At 51.2% G+C, this 18,823-nt stretch carries 18 protein-coding genes and 1 pseudogene; 8 read left to right on the top strand and 11 right to left on the bottom strand.

From position 1 onward, the window contains the following. The 3 genes from V5S80_RS06805 to V5S80_RS06815 all read left to right on the top strand — a co-directional run bounded on the left by V5S80_RS06805 (position 1) and on the right by V5S80_RS06815 (position 3,722). Positions 1–1,110, top strand: coding sequence for a pyridoxal-phosphate dependent enzyme (locus V5S80_RS06805; RefSeq protein WP_395170008.1), 1,110 nt, complete (start codon positions 1–3; stop codon positions 1,108–1,110). A gap of 203 nt (positions 1,111–1,313) precedes the next feature. Beyond that, a complete protein-coding gene (locus V5S80_RS06810; protein ID WP_395170009.1) occupies positions 1,314–2,972 on the top strand; it encodes an ABC-F family ATP-binding cassette domain-containing protein in 1,659 nt (552 codons plus the stop codon). 279 nt (positions 2,973–3,251) lie between these two features. Then, positions 3,252–3,722, top strand: coding sequence for a YjdF family protein (locus V5S80_RS06815; RefSeq protein ID WP_395170010.1), 471 nt, complete (start codon positions 3,252–3,254; stop codon positions 3,720–3,722). A gap of 50 nt (positions 3,723–3,772) precedes the next feature. On the opposite strand, the gene V5S80_RS06820 is transcribed toward V5S80_RS06815, so the two are convergent. Together V5S80_RS06820 and V5S80_RS06825 are read right to left on the bottom strand one after the other, a co-directional pair. Beyond that, entirely contained in the window at positions 3,773–5,524 is a 1,752-nt protein-coding gene (locus V5S80_RS06820) for an ABC transporter ATP-binding protein (RefSeq protein WP_395170011.1), read from the bottom strand. Positions 5,525–6,492: 968 nt separating this feature from the next. After that, positions 6,493–6,705, bottom strand: coding sequence for a hypothetical protein (locus tag V5S80_RS06825; protein ID WP_395170012.1), 213 nt, complete (start codon positions 6,703–6,705; stop codon positions 6,493–6,495). Positions 6,706–7,148: 443 nt separating this feature from the next. On the opposite strand from V5S80_RS06825, the gene V5S80_RS06830 reads away from it, so the two are divergent. Next, entirely contained in the window at positions 7,149–7,865 is a 717-nt protein-coding gene (locus V5S80_RS06830; protein WP_395170013.1) for a nucleoside hydrolase, read from the top strand. Between the two features lie 1,521 nt (positions 7,866–9,386). Here the strand turns inward: V5S80_RS06830 and V5S80_RS06835 are convergent. Beyond that, a complete protein-coding gene (locus tag V5S80_RS06835) occupies positions 9,387–9,782 on the bottom strand; it encodes an antitoxin HicB (protein ID WP_395170014.1) in 396 nt (131 codons plus the stop codon). Between the two features lie 238 nt (positions 9,783–10,020). Then, on the bottom strand, positions 10,021–10,248 hold the full coding sequence (locus V5S80_RS06840; protein WP_395170015.1) for a hypothetical protein: 228 nt from the start codon (positions 10,246–10,248) through the stop codon (positions 10,021–10,023). Positions 10,249–10,635: 387 nt separating this feature from the next. Between V5S80_RS06840 and V5S80_RS06845 the strand changes: the two genes are divergently transcribed. After that, entirely contained in the window at positions 10,636–10,827 is a 192-nt protein-coding gene (locus tag V5S80_RS06845) for an AAA family ATPase (RefSeq protein ID WP_395170084.1), read from the top strand. A 649-nt stretch (positions 10,828–11,476) separates the two neighbouring features. Here V5S80_RS06845 and V5S80_RS06850 read toward each other — a convergent pair. The 3 genes and pseudogenes from V5S80_RS06850 to V5S80_RS06860 all read right to left on the bottom strand — a co-directional run. Further along, a pseudogene (locus V5S80_RS06850) lies at positions 11,477–11,680 on the bottom strand (toxin-antitoxin system HicB family antitoxin); the annotation flags it as partial. Positions 11,681–12,861: 1,181 nt separating this feature from the next. After that, positions 12,862–13,230 carry a hypothetical protein gene (locus tag V5S80_RS06855; RefSeq protein ID WP_395170016.1) on the bottom strand — a complete coding sequence of 123 codons (369 nt, stop codon included), beginning with the start codon at positions 13,228–13,230 and terminating at the stop codon, positions 12,862–12,864. A gap of 159 nt (positions 13,231–13,389) precedes the next feature. Further along, positions 13,390–13,581: a hypothetical protein gene (locus tag V5S80_RS06860; RefSeq protein ID WP_395170017.1), complete on the bottom strand. Its 192-nt coding sequence runs from the start codon at positions 13,579–13,581 to the stop codon at positions 13,390–13,392. 1,087 nt (positions 13,582–14,668) lie between these two features. Between V5S80_RS06860 and V5S80_RS06865 the strand changes: the two genes are divergently transcribed. The 3 genes from V5S80_RS06865 to V5S80_RS06875 all read left to right on the top strand — a co-directional run bounded on the left by V5S80_RS06865 (position 14,669) and on the right by V5S80_RS06875 (position 16,358). Further along, complete coding sequence (locus tag V5S80_RS06865; protein ID WP_395170018.1) at positions 14,669–15,220, top strand: hypothetical protein; 552 nt, start codon at positions 14,669–14,671, stop codon at positions 15,218–15,220. A gap of 32 nt (positions 15,221–15,252) precedes the next feature. Continuing rightward, positions 15,253–15,534, top strand: a complete 282-nt coding sequence (locus V5S80_RS06870) for a hypothetical protein (protein WP_395170019.1) — start codon at positions 15,253–15,255, stop codon at positions 15,532–15,534. A gap of 575 nt (positions 15,535–16,109) precedes the next feature. Continuing rightward, positions 16,110–16,358 (top strand): hypothetical protein, encoded by a 249-nt coding sequence (locus V5S80_RS06875; protein WP_395170020.1) that lies wholly within the window; start codon positions 16,110–16,112, stop codon positions 16,356–16,358. 132 nt (positions 16,359–16,490) lie between these two features. On the opposite strand, the gene V5S80_RS06880 is transcribed toward V5S80_RS06875, so the two are convergent. From V5S80_RS06880 to V5S80_RS06895, 4 genes are all read right to left on the bottom strand, one after another. Further along, positions 16,491–17,480, bottom strand: a complete 990-nt coding sequence (locus V5S80_RS06880; protein ID WP_395170021.1) for an SMI1/KNR4 family protein — start codon at positions 17,478–17,480, stop codon at positions 16,491–16,493. A gap of 21 nt (positions 17,481–17,501) precedes the next feature. After that, positions 17,502–17,750 carry an HNH endonuclease gene (locus V5S80_RS06885; RefSeq protein WP_395170022.1) on the bottom strand — a complete coding sequence of 83 codons (249 nt, stop codon included), beginning with the start codon at positions 17,748–17,750 and terminating at the stop codon, positions 17,502–17,504. A 179-nt stretch (positions 17,751–17,929) separates the two neighbouring features. Further along, entirely contained in the window at positions 17,930–18,373 is a 444-nt protein-coding gene (locus V5S80_RS06890) for a hypothetical protein (RefSeq protein WP_395170023.1), read from the bottom strand. Positions 18,374–18,427: 54 nt separating this feature from the next. Next, positions 18,428–18,808: a hypothetical protein gene (locus tag V5S80_RS06895; RefSeq protein WP_395170024.1), complete on the bottom strand. Its 381-nt coding sequence runs from the start codon at positions 18,806–18,808 to the stop codon at positions 18,428–18,430. Positions 18,809–18,823 lie beyond the last annotated feature (15 nt).

The raw sequence follows: 18,823 nt of genomic DNA on the forward strand, positions 1-18,823 counted from the left end.
GTGAAAATTTATGCTCACACATCCCAAGCGATCGGCACACCCGATCTCATCAGACTCGAAGACACCCTGTTCGCTCTTCGATTTGAATCGATGAAAATGGCATCTGCTACTGGTGCACTACGGCACCTCTTGGACGAGGGAACACTCTCCCCGGGGGATACTGTGGTCGACTCATCCAGTGGAATCTACGCGCACGCCCTGGCTCTAGCGTGCCATCGCTTTGGACTACGCTGCTACATCGTGGGTTCCACCACCATCGATAAGACGCTTGCCCACCAGCTTGCATGCCTGGGTGCCACCGTGGAGCACATGCCCCCATCAACGTCGCTCAAACTGGACCAAAGCCGACGCGTTGCGCGGGTTAAGGAACTCACCGCATCGAATCCCTCATGGCATTGGATGCAGCAATATCATTGCCCTGACCACTACCTGGGCTATGAACCTATTGGTGCTGATCTTGCCGCAAGTCTCCGCGAGCAGGGCTATGAGAGTGTCAGTCTTGTCAGCGCCGTGGGCTCCGGTGCCTCCAGCGCGGGCCTGGCGCGTGGCATCACATCAACGGGCCTTGCGCATGAGGTGATCGGAATCCAACCATTCGGGAGTATCACGTTCGGCTCCGCACACGTCGACGACCCCGATATGCTTATCGCGGGGATTGGCAGCTCAATTGAATTCCGTAATGTCCAACCCGAGCTGTACAACGCGATTCATTGGGTGTCATTCCCCATTGCACGCGCTGGCACTATTTCTTTACTGAAGAACTATGGTCTCTTTGCGGGACTATCCAGCGGAGCGTGTTTCGCCGCCGCCACCTTTGAACGAACCCACGCCTGCGGCACCGGCACACCGATGCCTCATAGCCCGCATGTTCACCACCGTTCACCGCGGCGAAAGCACGCCACTGTCATCGTCACGCCAGATACTGGCCACCGTTATACCCCAGCCCTATTCCGCGATGAGGTCAGCATCGCACCGGATGTTGACGTTGTTCGGGATTGGGGCGAACCGCAGGAAGTCACCGCGGAAACCGTGCATGCGATGCGTTTACCCTGGTGTTACACCCGAGATCCGCAAGCGTTCGCACGACAACCTGCTCTCGAGGTTGTGTGACAATGGGGCATGGTTGGTTCCACGGTCTGTGAGGTTAATGTGCGGGGTGACGATAGTGTGTGCACGTCAACAGGTTGTGTGGGGAGGGGCGTGATAGGTAGGGTGAGTGGCATTGTATTCCCGGTGAGGTAAGGACTGGTCGTTCCGTTGAAGAAGTAATCTCCACTCAGCTGAGCTGAGACGCTACACCGTTGACTGCGCTCATGGAGATTACTGTGCCTCATATCGATCTTTCCCACGTCCGATTTTCTTACGATGCCCGTCCGCTCATCGATGATGTCAACCTTCATATTGGGGCAGGGGAGCGTGCCTTTCTGGTTGGGCCTAATGGTTCAGGTAAAACGACGCTCTTGAGCCTTGTGACGCAGCAGTTGACGCCGGACCATGGCACTGTCGATGTCAACGGAACCATCGGTGGGATGACGAGTGACCTGGGGCGAGACATACCGGGTGTGACAACTGTCGATGATGTTCTCAAACATGAGTTACACAGTGTTAGCGCCCTTGCCGAGAGGTTTGAGGTGCTCACACAGCAGATTGCCCTCAACCCTGATGATCCACGCGTGGTCGAGGACTATGACCATCTGCTTGGTGAGATGAACGCTAAGGATGTGTGGAGTCTGGACGCACGAATTGATCAGGTTCTCACCGGGTTGAATCTGACGTCGTTGACAGGTGAGGGGGCGTCGCGGCCGCTTGATTCATTGTCACCGGGGCAACGTGCTCGTCTTGCTTTAGCGTCGCTTCTGATCTCACGCCCGGATTGTGTGGTTGTGGATGAACCAACGAATCATCTTGACCGTGCTGCTGTCCGCTTTCTTATTGACCTTCTCACGGATTGGCCAGGCCCTGTCCTGGTTGCGAGTCATGACCGTGATTTCATTGAGTCCACGGCGACGGTCATGTATGACTTTGATACCGCGACGTGGGAAGCGTACCGGATGGCATCGGGTGGGGCGGCTGTGGGTGGGTTGTACCAGTGTCGTGGAAACTACCGTGACTACCTGGAAGCCAAGGCATGTGCGCGGGGCCACCATGAGCGTCTTCATACTGCCCAGCAGGCTACGAAGCGTTCCATTCACCAGCACCGTGATGTGAGCCAGGCGATTGGTAAGGGGGGTCGTCGGTTGTCGACGGCGACTGGGATGGCGAAGAAGTTCTATTCTGACCGGGCTGCTGCGACGGCGACGCGTCGTACGACTCGTGATGATCGTGACCTTGAGCGTTTGACGCAGCGTGAGGTGCGGAAACCGCGGCATTACGCACTCACTTTGCCTCTCACGCCTGCCCCGGCAGGGGGTGGGATTGCGGTGTCCATTCGGGGTGCCCGTGTGGAGGGCCGATTGGCGGAGGTGAACTGTGAGTTGGGGTATGGGGAGAAGCTCCTTATTACAGGGGATAACGGTGTGGGGAAAACAACGCTGGTCACCTGGATAGGTGCGGGCTATCCGCCACCAGATTGTGCGGGTGTTTCTTCCGGGACGGTTAGTCGTGATGACAGTGTGGTGCATGTGCCACAACGCTTGCCTCGGCAGTTGGATCCTGGTTTTGGTGAGGAGCGGTGGTTGCGGGGGGTTGGTGATGTGGGGCGTGGGGTTGTTCACCCGTCGCTGTGGGCGACGCCTATTGCGGAGTTGTCGGCGGGAAATCAGCGGCGCGTCCAGCTTGCTGTTGCTGCAGCGCAGGAGGCAAAGATTCTTATTATTGACGAGCCGACGAACTATCTTGATGTGGATACTATTGAGGCATTGCAGGCTGCTCTCGCTGTGTGGGAGGGAACGCTTATTGTCGTTAGCCATGATCAGTGGCTTATCGATGCGTGGTGGGGGAGGAGGTTACATCTTTCGAGGCCCGACGTGTAGGTGCTTTGTCACCCTGGGGAAGTAGTTGGTGAAGGTTGTGTGAGGTGGTGATTTGCTTCCAGGTTGGCCATGTCATGCTTCCTGGAGGCAGAGTTTCCTTCCGGGAGGAGGAGATTCGCGCTGTGCGGTCGGATTACTGACAGCAGAAAATTGTCTTGGTGTTAGCTAGTTTGTATCATCCATTTTGTAAGTTCCTGATGCGCAAACCGCACAGTCTCGGTCGGAAGTCCGAGCGGTGATCATCCTGTATGAGCATTCGTCGCTTCTCCTGTTGATCGGGTGAAGAATCCAGCGTCGTCAGGTCCGCTTTTTGCGTACCTGGAGACAATGATGACAGCTCAATTTACTCTTTTCTATGACGGTCAGTTCTGGTGTGGGATATACGAAACATCTGATTCTGGAGAGTTCCGGGCTACCCGGGTGGTGTTTGGGCCAGAGCCGACTAATGCAGAGCTTTACGCCTGGTTTTTGGAACATGGCACTGCTCTTGCGCGGTGTACTCTTCGCTCTGCGCCAGTTCCGGGCAATATCGATTCGCCACGGAAAGGAAATCCGAAGAGGTTGCGTCGAGAAATTGCTAAGCAGCAACTCACAGGAACCTCGACGAAGGCGCAGCAGGCGATAAAACTGAATCGGGAGATCAGAAAAGAAAAGAAAAGGTCAAACATGTCAGCTAATAACAAAGCTGAGAAAGCTAGAAAATATGAGATAGTGAAGATTAAAAAGAAATTAAAGAAAAGGGGAAAGTAGCTTGGTGTCCACACGGGTGTGTGGACAAGCCACCGGATGACTCCCCGACTTTAGTGAGCCATATGGTTGTGGTTCTCTGTGATGCGTCCATTGGTGAGTGTGATGATGCGACCAGCCCGTGTAGCCATTGTCATGTCATGGGTGCACAGTAGGACGGTTGCGGGCGTGGATAGGAGATAGTCGACGGCTGTGGAGCCGGATGCGGCATCGAGTGCTGAGGTGGGTTCGTCGACAATGATGAGTGGCGCATTCCGAATGATCGCTCGAGCTATGGCAATGCGTTGACGCTCACCACCGGATACACCAGCCCCGGAGGAAGCGATGACGGTGTCGAGCCCGTCCTTGTTAGCGAAGGCGGGGAGCCCGACGTGACGGAGTAGGCCGGCAAGAGTGGAGTCGGGGACGTCATGGTCATGGCCGAGGGTCAGGTTGGTGCGCAGCGTGCCGGGCAGGAGCATGGGTTCTTGCTCGATGTAGGACACATATGTCCGGAGCCGGGCCAGGTTCCATTCGGACACCTGTTGATCCCCGACGATGACGCGTCCACTGTCGGGGGTGTAGAAGCGAAGAGGGAGTGATAACAGTGTTGTTTTCCCTGACCCGGAGGGCCCAACGATGGCGACTTTCTCCCCGGCGTGAAGCTCAAAGGACACGTTGGTGAGGACGTGATGGTCGTTATAGCTGAACGTTACGGATTCAAAACGAACGGGTAGTGCGGGGGTGTGTGTTATGTCCGTGTTGGCGGAGACGGTGGTGGGGGAGTTTCGGGGGACAACGGAATTAGTCTGGTTAGTGGTGATGTGGAGATCATGCTCAGTAGAAGCGTTGGGTGTGCCGGCGGTCGTCGTGTTGGTTGTGGTGTCCAGGTCTGCTTCGAGGGGTGTATTGAGGACGGTGCGGATGCGTGCGAATGCACCGGAGGCCTGTCGGAAGGAGGCGATTGCTTCTGCGATGTGAGCGATGGGGTTGACAATGAGGAAGAGTGCAGTGATGAAAGCGATGAGTTCGGAGGCTGTGATGTTGCCGTTGTCGAGGCGGACGGCACCGAAGATGAGGACGGCGACGAGTGAGATGTAGACCGTGACGGTGCTGATGGGGGTGAGGATGGACTCGATGCGGCTCATTGTCTTGCCGGCTGTGTAGGTGGTGGAGATTCTTTTGTTGAGTTCCACGGTGATGAGGCGTTCTGCGGTGGAGGATTTGACGGTTTTCATGGCGCTGATGGAGGCCTGTAGGAGGGAGCCGATATGGGAGAGGTTGTCTTGTACGTCGACGGAGAGACGAGAGATCTTTGTCGTTGCTACGGTGATGATGAGCAGGGAGAGAACGAGGATAAGGATGACAATGCTGAAGAGAATGGTGTCGAGGTAGGCCATGTAGGTGATGGCGCCGATGACAACAATGACGCCTCCGACTGATTCGACGAGTGCAGAGGAGAAAGCGGTGCCGATGACGGACGTATCTGAGGTCAGGCGGGTGACGAATGCGCCAGCGCCTTCTTTGTCATATGCCTGTAACGGTAGGCGGAGGAGATGGTGTGTGAGTTTCTGTCTGATGGTGAGGATTGCGCGGTCGGCGGCGATGGCGGTGAGGTACATCTGGACACCAAGAAGGATCGCTTCGCCGATGATAAGTGTGACGAGCATGATGGTGGGGTGAACGACGGCGGCGGTGCCAATTGACTCAATGAGCTTCCCTACGAGTAGCGGCTGGGCTAGGGTTGCCATGGCTGCGAGTAGTGACAGGATTAGCGCAGCAGTAATAAGGCCAGATGATTGGTGTACGAGTGTCTTAAAAGTCATGGGATCTCTCGGTCGACGGTGGTGAATGTTTCACGTGAAAACCGTCCCCCGTGCGCGAGGTAAGAAGGGGTAGCGCGACGGTGGTGGGTGTGTGAATGATCGTTGAGGGAAAGAAATAGCCCAGCCGCAGTGACGAGATATGCACCATTAATCCTGGTTGCCGAGACGTACCGGCGTGGCAGCGCGTCCTTTGACCGCTGTGGTTGTGATCCCGGTGGGGGCTATTTCTATCGGTTGATCATTGTCAGAAACACCTGAACTATCCCTCGGCCAGCGCGTGCGACCACCGCCGGCGACAACAAAAATCGATCGCGTGTACAGACCTCATCGAATGTAGAGATAAGGCTATCACTCGGAACTATATTTTAGGAGTTTGTATGCTAGTTCTGAATAGGCTCTGTGCTTCTGAGGGGTGGGATTTCAACGTTGGTAGATTCGGCAGTTGTGTCGCGAGTTGTGTTGAGTCCTGAAGGGCCTGGCGTGGGTTTTGTTGTGTTGTAGAAAACGTTTCTACCGGGATTTCATGGTTAATGTTGGGGAGTGTGATGTTCTCGTGGTGGCTCTCGGGCAGTAGTTCACACCCATGCGTATGAGCAGTGCAACACTACTAGGTGCGCATCTCGTTACGTTGTGCCTGGCCTGACCGAGGGCTGTGTTGGTGGGAAACGTGGAGCTGCTCCGTTGCACTGGGGTTTCAGTGGCGTGGTGTTACGAGCATTAGCCTTCGCCCGTATCGGAGTGCACCTGGTGGTGATTGTTGGCATGTAAGTGACCGTGATAAGGAAGTGGTACTATATTCACCCTGGTTGTGGGGTTATTTCTGCCACCGGCGCATGAAGTAGCTGAAGAGACATGATGTATTTATCCCGGCGAAACCAGACGCATTCAACAATCCCATATGGACGTCGCTTGTGAGGGTCCACGCGCTTATCACGATGGGGAGCAGCAGTATGAGTAGAAGCGGCGCATCAGTGGCCCGTGGCCGGCCGGAGGTAGCTGATCCAGCCGAGCATCGTGACTATAGCGACAGCCAGGAGGAATATCCTAGAGGTCTGTCCGGTTAGGCTGAGGATTGAGACAACAGCCATGAGAATTATCGACGCAATCCCCGCCCCAATTTCCATGGCGGGTGGAGCCTTATGACCTGGCTGATCATTTACGACATGAGGTACACGGTCCATAGAACCAGCATAAGTGCACGTGTGATGTGCCGTGTATCTCGGGCTGAGTGGGGGATCTGTGGTAGTTGGAGGGGGAAGTGTTATGTATTATATAGGAGAGAGCCATTTATTACCCGTTTGGCGTTAAAACTGCTACGTACTGCTGCGGGGAAAATTAGTGTCGGTGTCGATGACGGCGTTTATCTAAAATATGAAAATCCTTCTGCAACTCGGCACAGTAAAGGGAGATAGCGGATCACATGGCTACACCTAAGTATTAGGAATGCTTCCTATCTGAAGGGGGCACGTGTCGCCACATTACGGCATCACTAGGAGCAACTACGGTTTAGATGGTGGTCTCGGCATGATGTGGGGTTTGATACTTAGGGTTTGTGTTCTCCAAGCCGCGTTTGTGGCTCATAGTAGTGGATGTTCTGGGTTGAATATTTTGGCAGGATAGGGGCATGCGAGGACGATTGATCGTTGATTCTGATGGGGGCATTGATGATGTTTTTGCTGTTCGCCTGGCGAAGATGCTTTCTCAGCGTGATGTGTGCATCACGACCGTTGGGGGAAATGTCTCCGCCCAACAAGCTGCGCAGACCCTAGCTTTTGCAACTGGTATGCAACCGATGGTGGGGTTAAACCCCGCCGGTTGGAAGCCAATGCTTCGGCATGGTTCCGATGGGATAAATGGTCACTGGGATCAATGCAATCGACCCTTAGCCGAAGGATGTGCGGTTGATCTCCTGGAACAATCTTTAGCCTGCGAGGAAGATGTGATCGCCTGTATTGGCCCATTGACGAATATTGCCTCTGCTCTCAATCGGCTAAACAGGCAACGCCTTCCTGTCAAAGCTCATGTGTTCGCTTTGGGTGGAGTGGGGGATGCACCTCGTGATGTAACAGATACTAATTTTAATGCGGATCCAGAGTCTGCCTACCAGTGTCAATTCATAAGAGGTATTCAGTGGATTTCCATGGAAGAGGCAGCAAGAATGACATGGTCTTCGTTCTCTGATTGGAATGGCCATAAGGATTGGAAATGGGTTAAAGGATACGCTAAAAAGACGGGGGCAAAGTGGGGATCTGATAGCCATTTTCCCCTCTATGATGTTGCAGTTGTGGTACGGGCTTTGGGGCTGGATACAGTCGAGTGGGGAGGATTGATTCATTCTTAACCGCGATACCCGGTTGTGGGTATTTAGCCCACTGTCCCTTCTGCGAAAGCAGGTGCGCTAGCTTCCGTGCACTGTGATGGACTCAAGGGTGTCTCAACCACATACTATTCGGGGCACCCTGCAGCATCATACTATTCGGGGCACCCTGCAGCATCGACGTGACGACTACCATCACTACTCCTTAAACCACGTGACCATTTGCCGTCACCCGGTTGACACCAATTCTGCTTGTTAGGTGCGTTGGTTTTCTGGTTTACACCGTTGAGGTCGCGACGTCTGCACTTTTAACGTCTTACCTCTGAGGACAAGCTCGGTCACCGTCGACCCATCCGCTTCTATCAACAACATTGACACGTCAATGTTGTAATGAAGGGTGGCGGGGCGGTACGGTATCGCACTGTTACGCCCCGCCACGTCCAGTTTCAAGAGGATTTTTTCTTGGAAGAATGACGTAACCGCGTAGCTACTGCGAGGGTGCAGAGAACCATGCCGCAAATGCCGATTATAGTATCCGCTTTATCGGCTATAAACAGACCAATAAAAACGAGGCCTATAGCTAAAAGTATCCAGGATACGAGAGGGATGCTTTGATTTTTCATGCTCTACCTCGCTCTGTGGTGTATTTCTGAGGGGTGCCGGCAGGCGTGGACACTGCGGGTACCTGCCAGATGATGATTCCTTGCTCATTCTAATCGCAAAGGTTACCTGCGGCAGCGAGTGACGGCGGTGTGTCTCCAACAGTATCAATTAAATATGATCGGCCAAAGTTAATTATAAACATAAAGCAAGTTTATTTATGTTTTATGCGCATATAACAAGCTTATTTATAATCGATGGGTTCAAGTATCAATCATGATCTGATAAATAAAACAAAATCATGTCCTCTCTGGGTCTTTCTACTGAGGTTAAAACGCCACCCCTTTTTGTCTCAGCCAAGCAACCATAGTCAACGTTGACTCAGACGCTTCTAATAACATCAACATTTCAATATTGTGAAGATCACCCGGTGGTATATCTTCCCGGTATATCGCAACAGTGGTGAATCCTATCTAGTTGGCAGCTAGTTATGCGGCTCGTTAGTGACATATTCCTAAAATTGCGACCATGTCACATACCCTATAACCGCACTATTTTAGCCCTCGAGCTACTTCGCGTTGGGACTGGGCAGAGCGCCTACATTCCCGCTTTGCCTCAATGTGCAATTCCTCAGCCTCTGCGTCGAAGCTCTACAACATTGGCGGAGATGATAGGGTTCATGTCGATGGAAATATCATCATCGTCTAATCCTGTGAGGTAAGCGACTGGTTCCCACATCTCGCCAGGAATACGGTTTAGTCGTCTGATGTGGGATACAGCGCCCAGTGCCGCACATTCAACTACCCACACTCCGCTACGAAACTTTGGCTACCTTATAGCGACATAACAAGGCAACACGATGTAGATAACTAGTACCCACGAAACGTTCGACTGCAGCATACCCCAGTGGAACGTTTCGTGGGTATGTGGTGGTTACATGTCGAATTATTGCCCCCGCGTTGTGGTTAGTAGCTGATAAGCGCGAGAACGGCTGACGTCGAGCAGGGTCGCTATATCGTCGGCGCTGATCTTCTTACTGCTCAGTTCGCGGGCGATCCGCCGTACTTCGGCAGCAGCGATTTCTTGTTGACGTGCTGCGTGTGCGCTGGCTGCTTTCGCGTTGGCAATATCGTCTTGGAGTCCACCTAATTCCATCTCGACGTGAACGGGAACAGTGGCGTGATCGACTGCTGGCTCTACCGTATCGAGGTAGTCACGTACTTGAGTGACGGCATCTTTTAGGTGTGTCACACTGGTGGCGTGATCGTCATTGAGAACTAAATCCCAACCGCCAGACCACCGGGAGGCGGTCACGGTTACGGGTGATATAGCAGTGGTCATGGTGTGTCCTTTCTAGGATGTGGTTACGTTGTCTATTGCTTTGAGTGCGTTGCGGGTCACTGCCGGGGACATTTCCCTTGTCTGCGTAAGGATTGCCGGACCACAAGAGTGCTAGGGGGTATAGCATTTTCTTTGTTTGTGTGTGACACATGTACCGACATCTATGTTCGCATTGACACCTGTCAGTGCGTGGCGGAGCGTGGCTGCCAATGACCATCGGAACAGATCAACACCAAGGTCATCGATGGTGGCGTTGGCAGGGTCGTTGGCCCACTGCGTCAATGGTAAAGATGGACGTCGCACCAACAACGATAGCTGTCGGCGAAACGGCGAGCAGGGCGGAGAACCAGTAACGGTAGTTAGTACATCGGGCAGGGCTGCAGCGATCAACGGGGCTGTGGTCAGCGAGAATAACATCAGTCGGGTGCACGATCCCGTTCTTTGACGATGTTGAGGTGGTAACCATTCATTTTCTGCAGGCTTCGTGCACCCGTCGTGGATTGCCAATCTTCGGTATGTTGCCTGGTGTATGCGCCGTTCACAGGCTCAACAGTCGACTTTTGTGAAGCACTGGCGGCCACCCCAGGTACGGTCTATTTACAAAGAAAATCCTGGAATATGATAACATTGCAGTACTATCTTCTAACCTGGAGGAGAACTAGTGTGAACATATCGACCTTTTCAACTCTCGGTATAGCTGTCGGAGCAATCATCTTCGTTCTCAGTGTGATCGTATTTGGTAATCTACTGCTGAGCGGAGTTGGAGTAGTTCTAACCCTCGTTTCTGCAATCATACTGATTACAGAAACGGTAAAAAAGGAACGTACTCAGCGCCATGATGCATGAGTAAACGATACACTATAGAAATATCAAATCTTGGTCTGTCAAGAAAAACCGGACAAATATCAGAGTGTCAGACTCGAGAGTACACAGCGGTATAGTTACTGCCATTTGCGGACCACACGGATCAGGGAAAACAAGCCTATTAAACGCAATTTCCGGAATAGAAGAGACCCGCTGCTGGATCAATATCGACTCACCTTAACTCCGGAAAAACAAAACTCATCACCGTCAGTGCTCACGTACCAAAAATTCAGCTATGCCGGAGCCTAACAGTTCAGGACTCAATAGCGGCTTGGAGTAGCTTCGGTGACTTCTCGAAATATCGCTGCCAAAAATATGCGAATCTTTTGATTTCGATTCCAATCTAAATTCCAAGCTATCAACACTTTCAGGCGGTGAACATAATAAACTGTCAATCAGTATATTTGTAGCTCTCAAACTGCCTTCCAGTAGTGCACCACCGGAAGGCAGTCTTTTATTTCCTACATCACAGGGGAGTGTTTGTCTTCTGAAGTGCAGTGTTAAAAGTGTGGCTACGTGCTATTCACATATGGACCAGTTAACCAATGTTTGTTTTAACCCTGAAACCATTATTGGTTATGACACTTTCAGATTAGCGTGAACCCGCCCCGAACAGGGGTTTCGTGCCGTTGTTGCATCATCTAAACCAAAACCAATGCATCTAAAAACCGGAATTGGTTGAAACCGGGTGGCGGTAGATGGTCACATAGTCTAACGGGGCGGCGGCAGCCGTCACGTTAATACTGGCGAGCATCTCTGATGATCTCGTTGATGTCGTGGTGTGGGTGCTGTTGCTCGATCTCGGTGGCAGCATATTCTGGTGCTACCAGCTAGACGGACGCGAGTATTTGATTGATCAATGCGTTCAAAGAAATGCCCTCCGCCTTGGCAGCGATGACCAACCGTCGATGCAACGACGGAGACGTGCGCACATTGAACTTCCCCGAGCAGCTACGGCTTTCCAACGGAGCAGGCACCACCTCGCCGGAAGACGCCATATCCTCAACAACTTCAGCCACAAGATCAAGCAAGCCGGTTATCCCAGTTGCCGGGATACTTAGCGACGAGATCGTCAAGGGTTTTCATAATGATGCACCTTCTTTTCGTGGTTTAGGTGGATTTCCCCGTGATGAGGGAACTGTATTGTGGCGTAATTTCATGGTGGTGAGGTAGGTGGTGTTTCTGACGTCGGCAAGTGGCATGTTCTTCTTGTACCACTTTGCCCATATGTTTGGCCTTGTCTCCTCTGAGGAGGAAGGTCCTGGCAGTGTTGTCCAAGTCGTGTTGAATAGCGGTGACGGAATTTTCTGGTGAGGACATTGCCGTAGATTCCGACATGCACGTCGGAACACATGATTAATGTATCCGCAATCAGCAGTTGAATTTGACGCCATCGTCGCAATTCAGACAATACCCGCTGCTTAGAATGTCTATTACCTCACATGCACCGGACCTTTGTTCTAGCTGAAGGCCCACCCATAGGAGGGGCTTATCCGTGGACCTCCACTGCGTAAAACGCACATGCGAATTACCCTCGGATGTGTCTCACGACATAGTGTAGGAATGTTCGGATCTTCGAAGAAAAGACGGCTATAATCCGGTAACCGTCGGACCGCATGTGTCACAAGGGAGCATGATGTTCATTTGAATTTCCGTGATTTATCTGATTCCCGGCCAACCTGGCCCATTCTTCTCGCGAGGGTTGGATTTTTTCGATTCAAGGGCCCACCCCAGATGCAAAGCAAGGCGAAGAATCCGGCAAGTGGTAATAGAATGTCTCGAATTCTGCTAACACCAGTATTTGCCAGCAGTATTACTCCTGCTATCGCAAACAGAATAGGAATTATCACACCAAGAAAGTCGGGTCCACATCGAGGAAGAAAGTACTGCAAGCTGGCTAGGATTACTAGTGCACCGACAATCGTCATTGTTATCATTTGTTTCCTTCTCTCATGTAGTACAGCTCTGCAATATCATGAACGAATTGAGGTGAAACCTTTCGCCCGATCGTTGGACTCCAGGTGTGTGATGACCATGTCTGGCCGCTGTCGACTATTTCTATCTTCTCAATAATCAACTTGAAACCCACCCTCATTCTAGAATGCGACACATCTTAGCAAATAGTAAAGGAAATTTATGTTGATAGATTGAACAATAAATTTCTTCACTGGGTCAAGACCACTTTTCCTTTAGTTCCACGGCTAGGTTTTGCGATCTACCTCCTGACAGATAGGTGGAACATGGAACCCAACGCAAGGCCTAACAGGGGATAACCGAGAAGCCACGGTGAGAAAATATCCGGATCGTTAGATTCTATGAACATCATGAAAAAGCATAACGCTGCGGCTGTACCGGCAGGAGCCACAAGGACAGCAAGGATACGTCGAGAGGTTTTAACTAATGCCGGAGTCCATAAAGCAGCAAATATTAGTCCCGAACCGATGACGAATAAGGATCGAAACAAAAGTGGTATGAAACTGACGTCAATATCGCTGTCATGAATCAGTGCTGTAGCACCAAATGCGACCGCATGGCAGATTATTCCCATAAGGACGAGGATCCCAGCACCTTTGGCTGCGCTCATTCTTAAGCTTTCTTTCCTAGGGTTCATCTATTTTTCGAGACTGAATCGCCTTAGCCATAATTCTTGATATGGAAAGTAACTACTGCACTGTAATACCCGAGGACAGTCGACCTATAACCATGACGGCGCGGGTCAAAGGTTGAAGTATAGATTTCCTCTTCAAGATCGAGCCCATTCTCTCGGACCTACATTTTCGAGATGTGCAGCCACTTTGCTATTGACCTGCTGGCCGTAGAAATCAACAGCCAGTCGGGAATCTGGTTTTGAACTCGATCCGTCGTTGTCAATCGGAGTCGCCTCCGCAGTTGATGCCAAGCTAATGACGATAGAAAAAATAAAAGCTAGTGTCACCGTTGCTTTGCTGATAATCCGCCTAGTGTGGACCTTCCTCCCTATGGGATGCCTTCTGAAACCTTTATGTTCCTATAGGAATGCAATATATCACGGAATAAGTGGAAGGCGAGGAGTCTTGAGGAAATTTTCTCAGGCGAGTTTTTCTCGTTGTGACGTGCAAGGGTGGGTGCTGTGGTGATGGCTGGTCATGCACCTATGCTCTCGAGAGATAGTGGAACGGCGGGTATCGACGCTCCTGTGACCGGCCAGTCTAGGGACCTCGGGCAGATCCTCGCCGGCGGAATGAAAATCGGTTGGTGACATTCGCCGATCTTGAGGGGCGAGTATCTGGGAGCGAACCTTTAGTTGGTTGGGTATCGATACTCGCGAACCTATGGTGCTTGCAGAAATTCTCCCAGGTAGGGGAGAAGGAGGTTCTCTTGAAGCCTACTGGGTTGCCTCTGATGTGAGTTCCGAGAATGAGGATTGGGGGTAGTGAAAGTGGCCACGGCTTTCGCTTCTTTCTGTATGGAGAACTTGGTAGCTATCAGGGTGCTGAAAGTAGGGTCAGGGGAAGGTCCTTGTTGATGGTGGTTTTACCACTCAAACAGTCAGCGATGGCCGTCACTAGTCACGCGTATTGAAAACAAAGGTGGGAACCACCTACTCAACGCGATATTGAGGTGTATCAAGCCTGCCGAGTGCAGAATTAAGGATGGCATTCATAAACTTGGTACCAAATATGATTCGTTCACCGTTAAAGAGAATCCTCTCAGCACAACTCAGCCATTTGATTGCCGACATCACCGTTGACGAATAGCATGAAAAGTTACGCCCTCGCGATTTTGACTTTTACTTTGACTTCGTTGCTACTCTGACATACAAGCTCGACCTCGTCGATGTCGGTGGAGCGGCTGCCGAAGGAGATATGGCGTATCTGCGTCAAGCTACTCGGCACTTTAACACCGTGATGTGGAGATTTTGCCTTCGTGGACTAAACCTGGTGTTGGGAACATAGGTGGCCACATCTGCTGGCGATTTGGAGAAAATTAAAAAATCCTCTATAGTGTAGAAGGAACTGCCAACTTTTTTAAAAGTGCTTATAATGGCATTTTGCAGTGTCAAATATATTTCTGGTGTCGTTACCCTTGCTTTGGGTGTGTCAATAGTTTCTGCGCCTGGAAGCTTTGCTGCTACACCTCTCACTTCTCCCAATTCTGTTTCTTCGTCTAATTTTTCTGGCAAAGGATTGGATCCTAATTTACAAAGCGAAGCGGATGAGTTCGAAAAGGGTCTGGATATTATTATGTCCATCCCGGATGAAGTCTTACTGAAAGGCGATGATGCTACTAAAAACTGGCTCCGTCAAAATTCATTACTAAGAACTCCGGATCGAACCGACATAGTCCCTTATGCAAACAAGTTGGCATGTACTGGTGCCATTGTGGCCCTGGTCGGGGGAAACTTAGTAGCGGCAGGTAAACTGCTCAAAATCAAAAAGTATATACATTCGCTGGGTGGTGTCAAAGAAGCGGTACAAGTTATGTGGGGAGCCAGCTTCAGCTATGAAAAGATGATTGCTGCCGGTGGAGCGCTTGGCGCGCTTGCTGCAGAGCTGACAGGATATGCGGGCGTTAAAGCGGCCTGTTTTCAATGATGACACACGTTACATTTCCATGAGGTCTTCTTATGATTAAGCTGATGGTAATATTTGGATCCTTTGTATTAATCGTGGCTTCGGTATTGGCTCTTATTTCTGGCCAGTATTTAGTCGCCGCAGTAGCTGCCTTAATTAGCATCTGGGGTTTCCAATCCTTGACACGCCATTCTGCTTTTGATGAGATCGCCGAATCTGGTGTACCGGCCCCACCTGTAGATGATTTAAAGCAGTTTCGTCATGAACATCCAGAGCTGTCTTTTTCTGAATCTATAGTTGCTTTACAAAGTAGAAGTAAGCGCGACCACCCCTAGTTTGTAACTGACACGTGCTGTGAAGTGTGTTAGACAGGCTGATTGGTGAGCGAATTGCTTCCGATGCCGCCTGCGGTGGGGTGGAATCAGCCTCGTCATCTCTACACTTTCCGTAGCTGCAACGCTGTACGCCAGCTCACTAGAGGCAGGTTCGCTGTTGTTGGCGAGGATCTCTCTGACAACAATGGCCGGGTTATTTTCAGCCAACAAGGCGGATAGTGTTTCGTCGTATTTCTTCTCTTCTGGATCAGGTTCTTGTGTGGTGAGGACGGCAAATACTTCATCCGCACCCAACTGCCGTGTGACAACCAGTAGTCGCCCTGTTATGGCCTTGTTTGATGAGGTTTTCCTCAGCGGTATGAGGCTTCGCGTTAATCGTAGCGCTCATGTTTTCCCCAGCTCAGGCGGGCTGATGGCACGCTTCCCGGGAGATCACTTACACCGCTGCTGCGACTTAGCTTTCATTAACTAGCGTGCGTTGATTCTCTCCACGATTCACACTAGAAGCTCGGTTGTTTTCGCAGAGATTCTCATCAGAGACCGGAGCGTTTTCCGTGCCCTCAAGGTAATGAATAATGTTGCGAACGAATACTGGTAAGGTCACGCCGGCTGACATTCTATGTGACGTACGAATCCATTCGTTGATGCGCCTGTTAGCAAAGGAGCCTCGTCAAGGAGGGACAAACCTATTCCAAGGACCCCACGCCGATCACCAAGTTGATCCTGAGCCTTTGCTGAACTCAGTCGCACATTTTGAACGCCTTATCATCCGGGAGCACCAGACAGAAAGGATTGCCCGGGCGAAAGAGGGGCGATGTGAATAAGGGGCGCGCGGCGGGTTCTAACAGATGAGCAGAAAGTATCTGCCATGTGATCTGACATTAATCTTGAGCGGTGACAGGTTCCGGAAAGTGAAGTCCATCTTCCCCCGGACGTGTACCACCGGATAGGAAAGCCTACCGCAGAGTTTCGAGAACTGTTGCAATGTAGGAATCTTTCAACTTGAAACCGTCAGACGTCTCGGCAAGCACGCCTGCCTTCATTCGTCTCTTCCACCAGATTTCAAGCATAGCTTCGCTACACGTGATTCCAGTATGGTCATCCTCCATAAGGAATGAACGCTTAATGAGTGAGGGGAATTGGTATTCATTGCCGTCCCATGGAGTATCTTCCCACAACGGCCCCTTGAAAGATTCAAGGCTGGGAGACGGGTGCACCTGTTGAGCTGCCCAATACACGACATCAACGAGCTCCAGCCAAGCGGCATTGCTGCCCCACACTCCGAAGCCACCCTCAGTTATGGCCAAGTTGTATGCAGCACGGCGAACGATCTGTTCGTAATCAGCAATACCTGTCGCAGTGATCGATTCTTTTAGCTGCGGTGACAAGGCTCCTCTACGAGCACGAGTAATGTCTTGTCGGGTTTTGTCGTTAAGTGCTTCTTGCCCCGCTGTTTCTGGGTCGTAATCAGGCGAGGGTGCTAGCTTGTGGAGAAACTCTCCGAAAGACTCAGCTACGAGAATGAATTGCTCCGGTTCATCGTTGTCAAGATAGAGAACAGAATGCAGGGGGAAGGTTGTGAGGTCGTAGTTAATCACAAAGCTTTCGTGCATGCCCGCTTCGGAATGCCCAATAAGAAGAACTTCATCAGGGATTTCCCATTCATCGGCGAGATAGCTGGCGTAGTCCGCCAGGTCGTTACCATCTTCTGGGGAGTGACCATTGCCGAAAATCTGTTCAACGTTGACGTCGAGTTGTTCACCATCAGGAAGAGGCGCAACCGTGAGAACGAAGTTTTTTAGGCTGAGGGTGCCGCCTCCCGTCATCTTTATAAACGTCTTGTAGTCCGCAGGAAGCGTGCGCCCAATCTTCTCCTCGATGGAACGGATTCGGAGACTACCGCAGGGTTTTCCCTGATGGGTGAATTCAATGTGTGACAGCTTCATTACCTTGTCCTTGTATATGCTTTACGTATTTCGGCCCCAGTTGGCCCAACCACCGGAGTGTCGAACAACCTTGTGGAGGTCGTGTGGGATCAACTGCATACGTTCGGTTTCGTCGTGGTGATGCCACACGAGGTTATTTTGTCGTCGGTATTCTTCGTCAATATCGAGAATGGTACTTGCTCTTGAGAAATCTCCATTTCGGTCTCTACCCACGGCTCTTTGCGTCAATAAACAATAGGGTGAGATGCGAAAACCCCGGCCAGGGAGCATGAGCTACTTGTGCGGCGAGTTCGTGTCAATGTCGGGTAGCTCCGGACGATCGCCAAACTAATGCTGGGGTTATTGGGTTGGGTAGCGGAGTGTGAAGCCTCGGTCAGCCGGAAGCGTCAGGTGGAGGTGATTGCCTGCGCTTTTGCTGGCGAGCGGGTGTGTGAGGTTCTCTTGGTGGTTTATTGTAGTGCGATGGCTTCTTCGTGGAAGCCGTCTTTTCCCCAATAGTGTGCATCCCACCACGTGATGGATTCGCCAAGCTCGATCATCATGAAATGGTCTGGCAGTACGATTCCGTCGAATTGGGTGATGGCAGATATTCCTTGTGCGCGTAACTTTTCAACAAATCGCTCTTCTGCCCCTGGGCCACTATTGAGATCTATCCCGAGGAAAGTATCGGTGATGGGGAATTCTGGGTAGATCATTGTTATGGTAACGCAGCGATCGTCCTCGATGCGACAGATGATCTGTCTGCCGTCGTCGCCAGGCTCGAGTTCTTCAATGTCGATGAAGCCGTCGAGCTCTTCAAATTCATTGATTTCAGCTTCGTAGCATTGTGCTGAGACTTCTTTTACTGTTCCGCCTAACGTGACGGGCAGGATGAAAGTGGGGGAAAGGTCCATCGTTGATCCTTTGATCAAATATATTGATTAGCGGCGAATGTGGGCTGGTGTGATCTACTTCCAGCAGATGGAAGCAATCCATCCCCCTGCAATGAAGAACCCGACCGGATGATCTGTGAGATCGAGTCCGCTATAGTCGATGTTGGAGTTAAACCCAGCTTTGGCCAGGAGTTTTTGAAACTTCTTTGGTCGGTTACGCATCGAAATGCCGCAGAAGCTATCTTCTTTTTCGATTTCGCAGATTTCGATACCTGTCACAATTCCGTCTGACAAGCTAAAAGTAACAAGACGGTATTTCTCATCAATTTTTATCTTTCCTGAAAGGGAAGGCCATGCTGATTCTGGGTTATATTTGTAGTCTTTCAATATGTTTGCATAGCTTTCAGCAGTGACGCCTATTTGAAGAGGTGAAATGGGCGTGATTCCAAAATTCACAATGATTTCCTACTG

The sequence above is a fragment of the Corynebacterium sp. PCR 32 genome (genome assembly GCF_037464985.1).
Classification (GTDB): domain Bacteria; phylum Actinomycetota; class Actinomycetes; order Mycobacteriales; family Mycobacteriaceae; genus Corynebacterium; species Corynebacterium kroppenstedtii_D.